Source organism: Chitinophaga sp. 9-1-y (genome assembly GCF_059511905.2).
In genome coordinates, this window is sequence record NZ_CM197955.1 from 6,627,501 (window position 1) to 6,643,415 (window position 15,915).

At 45.2% G+C, this 15,915-nt stretch carries 13 protein-coding genes; 6 read left to right on the top strand and 7 right to left on the bottom strand.

Features of this window, described 5'->3' with window-relative positions; all coding sequences use genetic code 11:
* Positions 1 to 305: 305 nt before the first annotated feature.
* From truA to AC5ZC7_RS26205, 3 genes are all read right to left on the bottom strand, one after another.
* Positions 306 to 1,070, bottom strand: coding sequence for a tRNA pseudouridine(38-40) synthase TruA (gene truA, locus AC5ZC7_RS26195; protein ID WP_496162984.1), 765 nt, complete (start codon positions 1,068 to 1,070; stop codon positions 306 to 308).
* 112 nt (positions 1,071 to 1,182) lie between these two features.
* Complete coding sequence (locus AC5ZC7_RS26200; protein ID WP_496162983.1) at positions 1,183 to 2,715, bottom strand: DUF4476 domain-containing protein; 1,533 nt, start codon at positions 2,713 to 2,715, stop codon at positions 1,183 to 1,185.
* A gap of 37 nt (positions 2,716 to 2,752) precedes the next feature.
* Entirely contained in the window at positions 2,753 to 3,250 is a 498-nt protein-coding gene (locus AC5ZC7_RS26205) for a biotin/lipoyl-containing protein (RefSeq protein ID WP_496162982.1), read from the bottom strand.
* Positions 3,251 to 3,384: 134 nt separating this feature from the next.
* Between AC5ZC7_RS26205 and AC5ZC7_RS26210 the strand changes: the two genes are divergently transcribed.
* A complete protein-coding gene (locus tag AC5ZC7_RS26210; RefSeq protein WP_496162981.1) occupies positions 3,385 to 5,934 on the top strand; it encodes a M1 family aminopeptidase in 2,550 nt (849 codons plus the stop codon).
* 186 nt (positions 5,935 to 6,120) lie between these two features.
* Here AC5ZC7_RS26210 and AC5ZC7_RS26215 read toward each other — a convergent pair whose 3' ends face one another.
* The 4 genes from AC5ZC7_RS26215 to AC5ZC7_RS26230 all read right to left on the bottom strand — a co-directional run bounded on the left by AC5ZC7_RS26215 (position 6,121) and on the right by AC5ZC7_RS26230 (position 9,025).
* Positions 6,121 to 7,035 (bottom strand): hypothetical protein, encoded by a 915-nt coding sequence (locus tag AC5ZC7_RS26215; RefSeq protein WP_496162980.1) that lies wholly within the window; start codon positions 7,033 to 7,035, stop codon positions 6,121 to 6,123.
* 17 nt (positions 7,036 to 7,052) lie between these two features.
* Positions 7,053 to 7,832, bottom strand: a complete 780-nt coding sequence (locus tag AC5ZC7_RS26220) for a TPM domain-containing protein (RefSeq protein ID WP_496162979.1) — start codon at positions 7,830 to 7,832, stop codon at positions 7,053 to 7,055.
* Between the two features lie 36 nt (positions 7,833 to 7,868).
* Positions 7,869 to 8,324, bottom strand: coding sequence for a TPM domain-containing protein (locus tag AC5ZC7_RS26225; protein WP_496162977.1), 456 nt, complete (start codon positions 8,322 to 8,324; stop codon positions 7,869 to 7,871).
* 122 nt (positions 8,325 to 8,446) lie between these two features.
* The gene (locus AC5ZC7_RS26230; RefSeq protein ID WP_496162976.1) at positions 8,447 to 9,025 is read right to left on the bottom strand and encodes a LemA family protein; all 579 of its coding nucleotides are present in this window, start codon (positions 9,023 to 9,025) and stop codon (positions 8,447 to 8,449) included.
* A gap of 389 nt (positions 9,026 to 9,414) precedes the next feature.
* Here AC5ZC7_RS26230 and AC5ZC7_RS26235 point away from each other — a divergent pair, with 389 nt between their 5' ends.
* The 5 genes from AC5ZC7_RS26235 (at position 9,415) to AC5ZC7_RS26255 (ending at position 15,873) form a co-directional block, all read left to right on the top strand.
* On the top strand, positions 9,415 to 9,879 hold the full coding sequence (locus AC5ZC7_RS26235; RefSeq protein ID WP_496162975.1) for a response regulator: 465 nt from the start codon (positions 9,415 to 9,417) through the stop codon (positions 9,877 to 9,879).
* Positions 9,880 to 10,046: 167 nt separating this feature from the next.
* The gene (locus tag AC5ZC7_RS26240; protein WP_496162974.1) at positions 10,047 to 11,417 is read left to right on the top strand and encodes a dipeptidase; all 1,371 of its coding nucleotides are present in this window, start codon (positions 10,047 to 10,049) and stop codon (positions 11,415 to 11,417) included.
* 85 nt (positions 11,418 to 11,502) lie between these two features.
* Positions 11,503 to 11,898 carry an Hsp15 family ribosome-associated heat shock protein gene (locus AC5ZC7_RS26245; protein WP_496162973.1) on the top strand — a complete coding sequence of 132 codons (396 nt, stop codon included), beginning with the start codon at positions 11,503 to 11,505 and terminating at the stop codon, positions 11,896 to 11,898.
* Positions 11,899 to 12,086: 188 nt separating this feature from the next.
* Positions 12,087 to 13,310, top strand: a complete 1,224-nt coding sequence (gene lysA, locus AC5ZC7_RS26250) for a diaminopimelate decarboxylase (protein WP_441576573.1) — start codon at positions 12,087 to 12,089, stop codon at positions 13,308 to 13,310.
* A 232-nt stretch (positions 13,311 to 13,542) separates the two neighbouring features.
* Entirely contained in the window at positions 13,543 to 15,873 is a 2,331-nt protein-coding gene (locus tag AC5ZC7_RS26255; RefSeq protein ID WP_496162972.1) for a GAF domain-containing protein, read from the top strand.
* Positions 15,874 to 15,915: the final 42 nt, after the last annotated feature.

The window sequence follows — 15,915 nt, forward strand, 5'->3', positions numbered from 1 at the left end:
GTTGTTGTTGGGGTTGCAAAGGTAATAAACTTTTCATTTCTACCAAATCTTTTTAAAGATTTTTTTTAAATTTATTTTTCCGTCATCGCTGATCGCAGCGTCACTGATATCAGTGGTTAGCGGCTATGTAGCCTTCGGAAAAAGTGTGTAGAAATATCGTGTCGAAAAGAGCTTTTGTGTGCGTGCTTTCTATCAAAGCGGAGCGCAAAGGTAGGCGGTTTTTTAACACTTCCAACTTTTTCGCACAACTATTTTACAATTTTCTCTGTAACCCTTTACCACAAAGGATTACAGAGACAAAAATTTTATGGACGATCAAAGCTAACTGGCTGTAAAAGTCCTTCCGGGTAGTTTACTTTCATCAAAAACAGTCCCTGCGGAGGTACGGCAAAGTCGGCATTTGTGCAATCCTTACTCTCTATAGCTGCCCTGAACTGATCCATGGAAAGCTTACCACGCCCCACTCTCAGCATGGTACCCACCAGTCCGCGCACCATTCCCCGCAGGAAACGATTACCTGTAACGTTATAGACTATACGCTCCCCATCTGCCTGCCATATAGATTCGGTGATCTTACATATATATGTCTTCACCTGGGTATTGCGTTTTGAAAACGTAGTAAAGTCGCTATACTCTTTAATCACTGCTGCCGCTTCCTGCAGCTTCCCCATATCTATCTTATAAGGGAAGAAGTATCCGCGATCCAGCATAAAGGGATCTTTACGGGTATATAAGGTATACTCATAAGAGCGACTGAGTGCCGCAAAACGGCTGTTAGCATCTTCCGGTACCTGGTAAATTCCTCTTAACACCACATCATCCGGCAGAATAGCATTTATCTTATACATAAACTGTGGGTGTAATGGCAATGCGGTATCAAAATGGAGGAAGTTCTGCCGGGCATTAACGCCAGCATCGGTTCTGCTGGAGCCCGTGCTAACAATGGTATCTCTCAGTAATACACTCAATGCGCGGTCTATCTCGGCCTGCACGGTATGCGAGTTTTCCTGTACCTGGAACCCGCTGTACTGTGCTCCGTTATATCCCACTTCTATAAAATACCTGTTCATAATGGGGGCGAAATTAAAGAATTACGCATTACCGATAATGAATTACGGAGTTATAAACAGGTGCCCAGTGGTACATCTGCCTATAACTCCGTAATTAATAAGGTAATAAATATTACTTATGTAACATGGCTCTGAATCGGCCCCTGTAATAATCATCTATCAGCAGGGGTTCCAGGGAACCATACTTTTCTGTATCATATGTTTTGGAATAAGCCGCATCCAGTAAGCGATAGCGGGTATCGTCTGCCGTAAGCAGCTGTACCAGCGTTTTTATCTGGGCTGTTTCCAGGCAGTAGTTACGCGTTTGGCGCTGAAACACATCTATCATGCTGTTATCCGTTCTGGCGGCAACAAACTTGCGCAATACTTTGCGGAAGGTGGCATCATCCATAACATTGGAGCAATCTGAATTGATTAAACGGGCATCTCCTTTCTTCTTCGCTACCGGCACATCAGGGGTTACATCAGCTGCAACCGCCGCACCTACTGGCGCTCCTGCTGCATCTACGCCTATCTCTTCATCACTATGTTTCTTCTTCTTTTTGCTTTTTACAGGTGCCTCTTCTGTTACCGGACGAGTAGCCGCCACACCATACCCACTGGAGTCTGTGATGATATTGGGTGGATTCTCCGTATCGTCAAAGATTTTGCTACGTTTTTTCTTTTTGCGGACAGGCGCTTCTTCAGGTGTGGTTACCGGCACTTCCACCACCACTGGCGTAGCAGCGGGTGCTACAGCGGCGCCAGTAGCAGCAGGCTGAGATTTATCATCCTGGAATTCTATAAAATCAGGATCGCCCTCTTTAGCCTTATGTTTCTTTACTTTCTTTACGGGTTCTTCTGCAGGAGCTGCTTTGGCTACTTCTTCTGTGGCGGCTTCACTGGCGGCTGTTTTACCTTCCTCTGCCAGCACATCGCTGAGAATAGCCTTTTCTTCATCGGTAAGCGGCTCTCTTTCGCCTTTATGCTTTTTGCCTTTGGGTTTCTTTACTTCCCCATCCACTACTGCCGGCTGATCAGCGGGTACTGCCACTGGTTTTGCTACTGCTTCCGGCTCATTCCTGTCGTCTCCGGTTACTACTACTTTATCTAATGCGGAAGAAAATGGATTGGAAGATTTAGCGGGGGTAGATGGCTTGTTAGGCCCTGTTACTACTGCTTTATCAGCAAATGTTGTTTCCAGGTCTTTCTGCAGATTGGTCATCATTTCCTTCTTGGCCGTATCTAACACGGGTACCAATGTATCTGCCGGCACCAATGTTTCAGTTACTGCAGCTGCAGGTGTACCTGCCTCAGACTTGAGTTCGCGGAAGGTCTGGAGGTTATAAAGAGAATACCCATTTTCGCCGGACTGCTTTAACAAGAAGCCCTGATCGTTTTTGGCAATCTTCAGATAAAACTGTGCTTCGTTGGCTTCATTCTTCGGAAAACCAACGGTAATAGGTACCGTACCGTTGTCCAGCTGGGGCAGGATGATATATCCCCGCTCCGTAGAACTCAATACTTTCCCATTATGTTTTACATAAAATGGTTGCCCTTTCTCGCTCTGAATATATACGTAATGGCGCTGTTCCTGCGCCCAAAGACGGCCGCATAATAACAAGCATGCCCAAACGAATATTACTGTCCTGTATTTGAGATGCATACTATAGATTGGTATAAAAACTGTTCCTGTGCAAATATTATTCCAGCACGATCAGCACTTCGCCTTTTTCAACAGCGGTGCGCTCTGCCACTTTAATTTCCTTCACGATAGCATCTGAAGCGGCTTTAAATACATTCTCCATCTTCATTGCCTCCAGGATCAGTACCGGATCGCCTTTATGGATGGCCTGTCCGGGGGTTACCAATACTTTCAGTACCAGTCCCGGCATTGGAGCCTTGATGTCGTTTACCTTGCGGGCCATGGCATCTTTAATGCCCATAGACGCCAATAATTGGTCGATCGGTTCTTCTATAACTACTTCAAATTGCTGCTGATTTACCTGCAGGACCACTGTTTTAGTGTCCCGGTCAATCCGCAACACCTGTGCCTGGTAGCTATTGCCATCCATTATGATACTGTAATCGCCGGTAGGCAGTGTAGCTGCGGACCAATCTACTTCCTGGTTATCGCAGGTAAGCTTTGTGTCTTTATTCACGGCAAATGTAGATTTACCATTCACGATTGCTTTGATCATAATACTGTTTTACAAGGCTATAACGGTAACAAAAATAGCATTTTTAACCACTTACCTCATATTTGGCCCATTTGTTTAAATTTGGCTCTTTTTAATATCGCAAGCCGATACATTTGTTTAAAACCGATTTATACATGAATCTACATCTGAAGCAATCCCTGATGGGGATGCTAATCGGAGGAATTGCCGGTCTGGGAATGACTACTTCCCTGATGGCCCAATCCGACAAAGCTGCCCAGGAAGACCCCACCTTAAAAATTTACCGTGCCGCTGCCACTAAAGTAAATGATTTAGTACACACCAAGCTGGACGTACGTTTTGACTATGCCAAACGATACCTGTACGGGAAGGCCTGGATTACCCTGAAACCCCATTTCTATGCTACAGACTCCCTTACGCTCGACGCCAAAGGGATGGACATTAAAGAAATTGCCCTTGTAAAAGGTGGCAAAAATTCCCCGCTGAAATACAGCTATGATGGTATGCAGCTGCATATTGCACTCGACAAAGAATATAAAGCTACCGAATCTTATATCATTTATATCAGCTATACGGCCAAACCTGATGAACTGAAAGTAAAGGGCAGCGCAGCTATCTCCGATGCCAAAGGCCTATATTTCATTAATCCCGACGGCAAAGATCCCAATAAGCCTATCCAGATCTGGACACAGGGCGAAACGGAAGGCTCCTCTGCCTGGTTCCCTACTATCGATAAAACCAACCAGAAATGCACAGAGGAAATCAGCATGACGGTGGAAAAGAAATATGTAACCCTCTCCAATGGTAAGCTGGTAAGCCAGAAGAACAATGCTGACGGCACCCGTACCGATACCTGGAAGATGGATCTCCCCCACTCCCCTTACCTTTTCATGATGGCCGTAGGTGACTATGCCATTGTAAAAGATACCTGGCGTGGTAAAGAGGTAAACTACTATGTAGAAAAAGCCTACGAAAAATATGCAAAGAATATTTTCGGTAACACCCCGGAAATGCTCACCTTCTACTCTAAAATACTGGGTGTTGATTATCCATGGGTGAAGTATTCACAGATCACTGGCCGTGACTATGTATCCGGCGCTATGGAAAACACCACGGCTACCCTTCATGGTGAATTCATGCAGAAAACAGACCGTGAGCTGCTGGATAACAACAATTACAACGAAAGCGTAATTGCCCATGAGCTGTTCCACCACTGGTTTGGCGACCTCGCTACTGCCGAGTCCTGGAGCAATCTGACCGTAAATGAATCTTTTGCGGACTACAGCGAATACCTGTGGCTGGAGCATAAATATGGTAAAGATGCTGCAGATGAACATAGCTTTGAAGCAATGCAGTCTTACATGTCAATGGTGCAATACGCCGGCGATAAAGACCTCGTGCGCTTTCACTACCACGACAGAGAAGATATGTTTGACCAGATTACCTATCAGAAAGGCGGCCGGATATTGAACATGTTACGCAACGCGGTAGGCGATTCTGCCTTCTTCAAATCCCTGAATCTTTACCTGAAAACCAACGCATTCAAGGCTACTGAAGCGCATCAGCTGCGCCTGGCATTTGAAGAAGTAACTGGTCGTGATATGAACTGGTTCTTTAACGAGTGGTATTTCGGTAAAGGCTTCCCTCAGTTGGACATCAGTTATAAGTATAACGAAACTGCCAAAACAGTGACCGTTGTATTACAACAGATCCAGAAAGAAGCCAAAGTATGGCAAATCCCTATGGCCATTGATATTTACGAAGGTGGCAAAGCTACGCGGCATAACATTTTCATGGAAAACAGGGTGGATTCCTTCACCTACGCTTATACCACCCGTCCGGATCTCGTGAATGTAGATGCAGATAAAGTAGTATTAGCCAAGATGGATGACCACCGTGCATTCAGCACATATGCTTATCAATACGCCCACGCTCCTAACTACATGGACCGTCGTGTTGCCATTGATGAAGCTGCAGATGCACAGGCTACCAACCCGGAAGCTGTGAAACTGCTGCAACTGGCACTGAAAGACAAATACCATGGTTTAAGAACTTACGCCATCGGTAAACTGAATATGGCGAACAGCGCGGTGAAAGCCGTTGCCCTTCCCGTTTTGCAGGAACTGGCGAAAGGAGATCCGAGCTCGCTGGTACGTGCTGCGGCTTTACAACAACTGGGAGAGCTGAAAGATGCACAATACACAGCGTTGTTTGAAGCGGCTACCAAAGATAAATCCTATGGTGTAGAAGCCGCTGGCCTGGAAGGCTTAGCTGCACTGGATCTGGACAAAGCCTATACTATTGCCAAACAACTGGAAGGCGATACCAAAGGCAAACTGGTGAATGCTATTGCCGGCGTATATGCCCGTAAAGGCAATGCTGCCGACGTGAATTTTGTAGCTACCAAGTTTGATGAAACCAGCGGCCAGGACAAGTTAAATGCTGCTTTTGATTACCTGGGCTTCCTGTCTAAAATAAACAGTACTCCTGCAGTTACCAAAGGTGTAGACCAGGTGAAAGCCATGACAGCGCAGTTTAACAACTCACAGGTAAGCACTTACATCAGCAACTGGATGCAGGAAATCAGCAAAAGCAAATCCCAGGAAGCTACCGCTGTTACAGGTACCAACCGGGATGAATTACTGAAACAGGCTGACTATATGCGTAAAGCATCAGAAGAAATCAAAAAATCTATTAAAGAATAGTGTAGCGGATTTTGTCTTGTCCAGGATTAGACTGATTATACTGATTTAATTTTTTATGATTTAGCAAGACGAATATTTTAAAAGATTAGGGGAGATATAAGCGAATGCTTATATCTCCCCTAATCTTTTAAAATCAAAAATATAAAATCAGTATAATCAGTCTAATCCTGGACAAGACAAAATCCGCTACACTTCTACCAATGCCTTGATAGCGGGATCCCAACGCCAGGGCGTGCCTTCCAGCCTTACGCCACCCAGCCACCGATGTGCCAGGGAGATATAGTCGAGGTAATTTTCTTCTTCTTCCAGTATTTCTCTCCCTAAGCTGGTAATCTTCAGCATTTGATCATGCTCTTCAATCACGCCTGCGCGCACCATTCTGTGTACCAGGATATCCAGCTGGAAGTTGCTGAAGCCATATATTTCCAATTCATCCCAGAACAGCATATAAAGGTCATACCAGCGATAGCTGCCTAATACCAGTCGCAGCAGAAAATAATTTTCAATGACACTCAGCCCGGTATTTACATGGGGAAATCGCTGGAGATGAGCAACAATGGCCGCTGGCAGGGAGGTTAGATTTCCGGGAGATAGTTTACTGATAGTTTCCAGCACCTGCGGCGTACGGAGGCACCAGGCGTCCCAAACGTCGGCAGCCCAGGTCAGGTCGATTGGTTGCAGGCGCACCCGCTGTTCAAATACTTGGGGAAGTTCCTGTGGCAATGCGTGATGGGGCAGATTAGCAATACTGATGGGAGGATGATGGGGGACCTGGCTGGAGATGTAGTGCAGTATAAACAACATATTTATCTGGCAAAACAGGTCATACTCAAACCAGAGGACGATTTCATCAGCAGAGGAGCCGGAGAGATCTAACTTCCCCAGCTCCTGTACTACATTGGTATAATAAGTTTGTTTGTCAATTCCGTAATGGTATTCCAGGTGTTTGGCGCGGCTTGCAAAGAATTCTGCCAGGTCTTTGGTATACTTGGCTTTTCCTTCGCACATCATTTCTCTACATATTACAACTTCTCCAGGCACCTCACTTTGCCGGAACAAGGTAAGGGTAGCATCTCCGTTTAACACATGCAAATATGACATAAAATAGTTTTCAACTGTTACCAGCTACCGCTGGCGCCGCCGCCACCGCCGGAACCGCCACCGAAACCGCCGAAGCCTCCTCCTCCTCCTCCGGACCAGCCGCCACCGCCACTGCTGCCGCCACCGAAGCCACTCATACCACCTATTACCGGCCATATCCAACCTCCACGTCTGTTGTAAGTGGTGCCACCACCTCCTCCACCGCCGCCACCGCGACTAATCAGGGAAGCGATAATTACAATCACCATAATGATCAGGAAGATGGCTCCAGGGCTTATACCAGGCTTGCTTTGTTTGGGGTCTGCCCGGTATTCGCCTGCTGCTGCTTTTGTGATAGCATCCACGGCGCCGTCCAGTCCTTCGTAATAGCGACCTTCACGAAAATTGGGCTTGATAATATTGTTGATAATATCATTGGCAATAGCATCGGGCACAACGCCCTCCATACCATAGCCCGTTTCTATTCTTATCTTCCTGTCTTCAACAGAAACAAGAATGAGTATTCCATTGTTCTTGCCTTTGGTACCAATTCCCCAATCGCGTAATATTTTTAACGACACCTCGCTGATATCGTTGTCGCCGATTGATTTCAGCGTAACGACGGCGATTTGTGTGGAGGTGCTGTCGAAATAAGCCACTACTTTATGCTCCAGGGCGTCGTCTTCGTTTTTCAACAATACGCCGGCAAAGTCATTTACTAAAGTTGGAGGATTAGGCCGGGGGGGAATATTCTGTGCTTTCGCCAGCAGCCCCGCCATCATTAACAATCCCGGTAAAATCCAGCGTAATATCCTCATTGTTTCTAAGCTAAAATCGTTTAAAAAGAGTGGCCGCTATTTACCGAACACAATATCATCCGGCAGTTCATTTACATCGCTGGCTTCGTGTGGAAAGAAAGTGCGTAGAGAAGTGCCTATTTCCTCAATGCATGCTTCTATACCTTCGATGATACGATTGTTCTGGAAGTGATCTATCAGCAATCCTGCTTCTTTCACCCAGAAGTCGTCGCCTACTTTTTCATGAATGCCCTGATCGCCCAGGATGGCGAACTGACGGTCTTTGATGGCCACATATACCAACACACCGTTACGCAGCTTTGTTTTGCCCATTTCCAGGGAATCAAAGGCTTCTCTGGCTCTGTCCATGGGGTTTACGTAGGCGCAATGACTTTCAACAAATAACCTGATTTCTCCGGATGTTAATCGTTCTGCTACCCGGATAGCCTGCACCAGCCTGTTCTTCTCCGTTTCTGAAAAAATCTCTTTTCTTTTAAATGGGAAAATGCGCATGCGTATATTCTTTTTTAAAATTCCGGTTTTCTGACGCCGGGATAAATTTGCAGCTGCCGTAGACTTACGCTGCTTTTCTATCTCCCGCAACAAAAAACCGGAAAATACAAAGGTGGGTTATATTAGAATTTTACCTGCGGTGCATTCTCTGAGCCGGCAGCTGCTTCGAAGTAGCCTTTCGCCTTGAAGCCTGTGATACCAGCTACGATATTATTCGGGAACGTACGTACGGAACTGTTATAAACATTTACGGCGTCGTTGAAGTCGTTTCTGGCCACGTTGATGCGGTTCTCCGTACCTTCCAGCTGTGCCTGCAGGTTTTGGAAATTAGCATTTGCTTTCAGGTCCGGGTAGTTTTCGGATACTGCGAGCAAACGGCCCAATGCCTGGCTCAGCTGACCTTGTGCAGCCTGGTATTGTTGAATTTTTTCAGGGCTCAGGTCATTCACGTCTACTTTAATCTGGGTAGCGCTGGCACGTGCCTGGATTACTTTTTCGAGTGTTTCAGTTTCGAAGTTAGCGGCACCTTTCACGGTAGCTACCAGGTTAGGAATCAGGTCAGCGCGACGTTGATAGCTACTCTGTACTACACCCCATTTATTCTTCACAGCTTCATCTTTAGTCACGAGGCCGTTGTACTTTCCACAACCTAACATGGCTAACAAAGCGACTACTACAATTACAATAATTCCTGTTTTCATCTGAATTAAATTTAAGTTTTAGGTGCCGGCAATGATGCAAAACGTATTCCTGTTTTGTGACTTGCCGGTATACGTATTGTTTTTACCGGTGAATGCTATAAAAAAAGCGGTAAACGCACGCTTTTCATAACTACACGAAAATATGCAAACTAAGGCACTAAATAGCTTATTGGATAAGGAAACGGCTATTTTTTAAAAAAGTTCATTCATCCTTGAAATATTCGTCATAAAACAGTATGTTTATATGTACCTTTGCAGTGAATAAAACGTTGAACGTTTTACTATATGATTTTAAGGTGAATGGGGCGGAATGGATAACAACATCGACGTAGAAAGTCTCATTGTTTCTAACTCATTTATTATCAATAACTTGGAACTAAGTCTGCTAAATGAGTGCACAACACATCCATATTCTCTATATTGATGATGAAATACACAACCTGAATGCCTTTAAAGCTTCTTTCAGAAGGCTGTACAACGTAGTTACAGCCAGTTCAGCGGAAGAAGCAGAAAAGCTTCTGGCAGAACAGGAATTTCACATCATTATCTCGGATCAGCGTATGCCCAAAACTACCGGGATAGAGTTTTTTGAATCCATACTGGAAAGGTACCCCGAACCAATCCGTATGCTACTCACCGGTTATGCCGATATCAACGCAGTAGTAGATGCCATCAACAAAGGACAGGTATACAAGTATTTCTCCAAACCCTGGAATGAGGAGGAGCTAAAGCATAACATCGATAAAGCATATGAGGTGTATGCCCTTCGCAAGGAAAATAAAGAACTGACCGCCAAACTGTTGGATGTAAACCAGAAGCTGGAGTTCCTGGTCCGGCAGAAACTGATTTCCTGATAACTTACCCGTGAACAATGGAATATCGCAGGCACCAGCCATGCGTTCTATCCTTTATGCGCCTGATTTAGCGTTCAGCCACTCATCAAAATCCCGGTATCTGCAATTTCTAAATGTTGATTTTCCTTTAACTTGCACCACATTGTACACTTAATCATACCTGAAACATGCAAGTTTGGAAAGATTACCAGGCAGAGAATAAAGATCGTTTCCTGGAGGAATTATTAGAACTGTTGCGCATTCCATCCGTGAGTGCCGACTCCCGTTTTAATGGAGATACACAACGCTGTGCAGAAGCTGTAAAACTGCGCCTGCAGGAAGCTGGCGCCGATAATGTAGAAGTGTGTCAGACAGCAGGTCACCCGATTGTTTACGGCGAAAAAATCATAGACCCTTCTTTACCTACCGTACTGGTATACGGCCACTACGATGTACAACCCGCAGATCCACTGGAACTGTGGCATAGCGGTCCGTTTGAACCAGTCATCAAAGATGGTAACATATATGCCCGCGGCTCCGCAGACGACAAAGGCCAGTTTTATATGCACGTAAAAGCATTTGAAACGATGAACAAAACCAACACCATTCCCTGCAACATCAAATTTATGATTGAAGGAGAAGAAGAAGTTGGTTCCGCTAACCTGGGCATCTTCCTGAAAGATAATAAAGAACGCCTGAAAGCAGACGTAGTACTGATTTCAGATACTTCTATGATCAGCCTCGAAAACCCATCTATCGACACCGGCTTACGTGGCCTGGCTTACATGGAAGTAGAAGTAACCGGCCCTAACCGCGACCTGCACAGTGGTGTATACGGTGGCGCCGTTGCGAACCCGGCTACCATCCTCGCTAAGATGATTGCTTCCCTGCACGATGAAAATAACCACATCACCATTCCCGGCTTCTACGATAAAGTACAGGAACTGAGCGCAGATGAAAGAGAAGCGTTAAACGCCGCTCCTTTTGACGAAGAAGAATATAAAGCAGACCTGGGCATCGCAGACGTTTGGGGCGAAAAAGGCTATAGCACCATCGAAAGAACCGGTATCCGTCCAACCCTGGAAGTAAACGGTATCTGGGGCGGCTACACGGGCGAAGGCTCTAAAACCGTTCTGCCATCCAAAGCATTCGCTAAAATATCCATGCGCCTCGTTCCCAACCAGGACTGGCACGAAATATCCGACCTGTTCACCAAACACTTTGAAGCCATTGCGCCTAAGAGCGTGAAAGTGAAGGTAACCAAGCACCATGGTGGCAGCCCATATGTAACACCTACCGACTCCGTTGCATTCAAGGCAGCACATGACGCCATCAACACTACTTTCGGCAAAGCACCTATTCCTGTTCGCGGTGGTGGTAGCATTCCTATTGTAGCGCTGTTCGAAAAGGAACTGGGACTGAAAACAGTACTGATGGGCTTTGGTCTGGATAGCGATAACCTGCACTCTCCTAACGAGAAATATGGTTTAGCGAACTATTACAAAGGCATTGAAACCATTCCTTATTTCCACAAGTTCTTTGCGGAAATGAGCAAGTAAAAAACAGCTGTTAGCCTTTAGTCATTAGCTTTTAGCCCTGCCGGCTTGAGCTAATGGCTAAAAGCTAATGACTAAAAGCTTTCTTATGAGCACTACTGAAAAAGTACGCGTAGATAAATATCTCTGGTCTATCCGGGTGTTCAAAACCCGTAGCCAGGCTTCAGACGCCTGCGATGGCGGCAAAGTAAAAATGAACGGCTCTTCTGTAAAAGCCGCCAAACCCGTGTCTATAGGCGATAAATTTGAAATCAGAAGCGAAGCCCGGAAGTGGGTAATTGAAGTAGTGGGCCTGATATCCAACAGGGTGGCCTATAGCGAAGCCATTAAATACTACATTGATAATACACCGGATGAAGATAAATTGGCGCCGGCATTTGTACCGTCTGTGTTCCAGACTGGTAAGCGCCAGAGTAAAATTGGCCGTCCGACGAAGAAAGACAGGAGGAGTATTGAAGGATTTATGGAGGGAGAAGAAGAGTAGTATTTAGACAGATAACTGCTTAGAAAAGGTTCCTCTTGTACTTCAGAGGTACCTTTTGTTTTTTTAGTACCTCGTTAGCTGACTGACTGCAGGATTTATCCCTTTCAACCCATATTCCCCGTTTTTTCTACAATTTCTCAGTTTTGCGTAGTAATTTTGCCACCTCAATCTTAAACTAAGGATTATCAATGCCTAAACAAAGCGATGTACTTACTGCGGATTTCCTCGTGAAAGTAGCAGAAGAATTTGGTACCCCGGTATATATATACCATGCAGAAAAGATTAAAACTCAATATGAAAAGCTTCAGAAAGCCTTTCATAAGTCGGACACCCGCTTTTTCTACGCCTGTAAGGCATTGACCAATATCAACATCCTGAAGTACATCAATTCTATTGGTTGCGGACTGGACACGGTATCCATCCAGGAAGTACAGCTGGGCCTAAAAGCCGGATTTGATCCCAAGAACATCATCTTTACCCCTAACTGTGTGGACCTGCAGGAAATCATTGCAGCCAAAGACCTGGGCGTAATCATCAATATCGACAACCTCTCCATCCTGGAGCAGTTTGGTAATAAGTTTGGCGGCAGCTATCCCATCTGTATCCGTTTGAATCCGCATATCATGGCGGGTGGTAACTTCAAAATCTCCACCGGGCATATCGATAGCAAATTTGGTATTTCCATTCACCAGATGCGCCATATTGAACGCATCATTAATTCTACCAAACTGAAAGTAACCGGCCTGCACATGCATACCGGCTCTGAAATCAAAGACGTAGATGTGTTCCTGCGTGGCGTGGAAGTGATGTTCGAGATGGTGCAGCATTTCCCTGACCTGGAATCTATTGACCTTGGTAGCGGCTTTAAAGTAGCTTACCAACAAGGCGATCCGGAAACAGATATTGACCTGCTGGGCAAAAAATTGAGCGAAGCGTTTAACAACTTTGCCAAATCATATGTACGTCCGCTGCAGCTGTGGTTTGAACCAGGAAAGTTCCTGGTAAGCCAAAGCGGTTACTTTGTGGTAAAAGCGAATGTGATTAAGCAAACCACCGCGAATGTATTCGTAGGCGTGAATTCAGGCTTCAATCACCTGATCAGACCTATGTTCTACGAGGCATTCCACCTGATACGCAATATTTCCAACCCTAAAGGCACCGAGCGCATCTATACCGTAGTAGGTAATATCTGCGAAACTGACACCTTCGGATGGGATAGAAAAATAAATGAGGTAAGAGAAGGCGACTACCTGGTGTTTTATAACGCCGGCGCCTATGGTTTTGAAATGTCTTCTAACTTTAACTCCCGTCTGAAACCCGCGGAAGTATTGGTAAAAGATGGCAAACCGCACCTGATCCGTAAACGCGATACGATAGACGATCTGCTCAGAAACCAGATCGAATTGCAATAAGTGATAGACTGGGATGCAGGTATTTGATTTTCAGGGAGATAGATCCCGATATGGAATACCTGCATTCCCACTGCTATTAATGATACAATATTTCCCCTACCTTTGCGTCTACATAAGTATACTTCTTCCTCTGTTATTCCTGCACACTGATTTTACTGTAATTTGTAACAAGACATTTATTGCTGGCACACCACAAAAAACTGATGGCCTTTGGATATAATTATACGTAGATATGAAAGTATTAACTGCACACCCCGGTATATTTAACGATGATAAGGTAATTGAGTCCAATATATCATTCGTCCCCTTCCTGAATTATTTAAAGGAAAAGGTGAAGAATGCCGAAGAAGTTCGCGCTTCTTTTTATAAACTGATCATAGATAAGTTTGAAAGCAACCCGGAAACGCTGAAGCCTATCCGCCCGGATAGCGACCTCTCTCAATATAAAGAATACCTGGACCTGTTGATATCGGCAATTTTCCCGGTTACCACAGATTCCGAGAAAGATATTTATGGCGTTGGCGTACCTTTTAAATTCGCTATCTTCTACTATTCCGATCTCTTCAAACAGCTCTTTACAGAGAATGGACAAGAGCTAACCGCCATCCCACATGGTATTTCCCTGGCGCAGGTGAAGAAAGATAAACTCACGTGGCTCTATAAACTGATCCTGGAGAAAGTGTACCATTTTCCCATGACCTACAAAAACGAAATCATCCACACGGTAGAAACACCTGATGGAGGAAAGCGTTATGTGAAGGTGAATATAGACCCACGATTTGTAGATGTAAAAGTAAACGGGCAACTGCCACCACTGGACTATGGCCAGTTTTGTTCTAAACAAATTACCGAAGAGTCGCTTCAAAAGCTGCTACCCACCAATATGTTTTCCCTGGAAGGCTTCGTAATATGGACGGTGAAAGACGTTACCCAATCCGAAACCCTCAACAATATTAAAAGCCTGGTGATGAATATGCGCACCAGCAACGAGGTAGACAGCTATCGTACCCTGGAAAAAATGATCCCTACCATATTGGGCATTCCGGACGTAACGGCTCACCTGGTGCCTTTCCCCAAAGTGAATGGGAAGAATGTACTGGAAGAACAATTCTCCAATACTGATCCTATCCTGGGTGTAGGTAACAAAAAAACACAGCAGGTTTTCTTTAGTGCCATGCTGGAGCATCTGCAACAGCATCCGATACCATTGATTATTCCGGATGTAAATGATGCTACTATTGCACCACATAGTTTCCTCAAGTACCTGCCACTTAAGAACATTAAAAGCTTCCTGGTATTTCCTATCACCCATAAAAAAGAAATATTGGGTGTACTGGAACTGGCCTCTTCTACCTCCAACAGGTTGTCTGCAGATCCTTTGTGGAAGCTGCAAAACACCTACCCCCTGCTGGTGCTGATGCTCAACCGAAGCATGAACATACTGGAAAGCCGGTTGAATGAAGTGATCAAAGACCAGTTCACCGCCCTGCAACCTTCCGTAGAATGGAAGTTTGTGGACGCAGCGTGGGACTACCTGCTAACACCCGTGGAAGAAAGAAAAGATATCGAGAACATCAGCTTCGATGAAGTATATCCACTTTACGGCGCGGTAGATATCCGTAATTCTTCCGTACAACAAGGCAACGCCATCCGGGAAGATTTGCAGGAACAACTGGAACTGATCCGCGATACCCTGGAAACTATCGGCAACACTATACATCTTCCTTTGCTGGAAGAGCTGTTGTTCAAAACAGAAGACCTCCTGAACAACCTCAGTAATAGCCTGCAAGCTGGCGAAGACCTGAAGGTAAACGAATTCATGGAGCAGGAAATACAGCCGGTACTGGAACATCTCTGTGATGACAATGATACGCTGAAACCATTGCTGACCAACTATTTCGCCAAAATAGACAAGTCAGAAGGACATGTATATCATCACCGCAGAGAGTACGAAGAAAGCTTGTCTAAAATCAATACCGCTATTAGCCAATACCTGGAAAAAGAGCGTCAATACATCCAACACTCTTTCCCCTGCTACTTTGAAAAATACCGTACTGACGGCGTAGAATATACCATCTACATTGGACAGTCTATTGCGCAGGAAAAGAAATTTGACCAGTTATACCTGCGTAACCTTCGCCTGTGGCAGCTTTCCTCTATGGCACATATTGCAAAGCTCACCCACAAAATGGGGCCTAAGCTTAAAGTGCCACTGCAAACCACGCAAATGATCCTGATGCACAGCGCACCTATCACCATCAGCTTCCGTAGCGATGAGCGCCGGTTTGATGTGGAAGGCGCGTATAACGTACGTTATGAGATCATCAAAAAGCGTATCGACAAAGTACACATCAAAGATACTGGTGAAAGATTAACACAGCCTGGTACCATTGCCATGGTATACTCTTACGTAAGAGAAATGGAAGAATTGAAAAAATATATCACCTTCCTGCAAAGCAAAAAGATATTGCTGCCTGAAATTGAAATGCTCGACCTGGAAGAATTACAAGGGGTGAGTGGGTTAAAGGCCCTTCGGGTGAAGGTAAACCTGGAGGAGGAATAAGCGAATTTTGTCTTGGAACAAGATTAGACTGATTATTCTGAT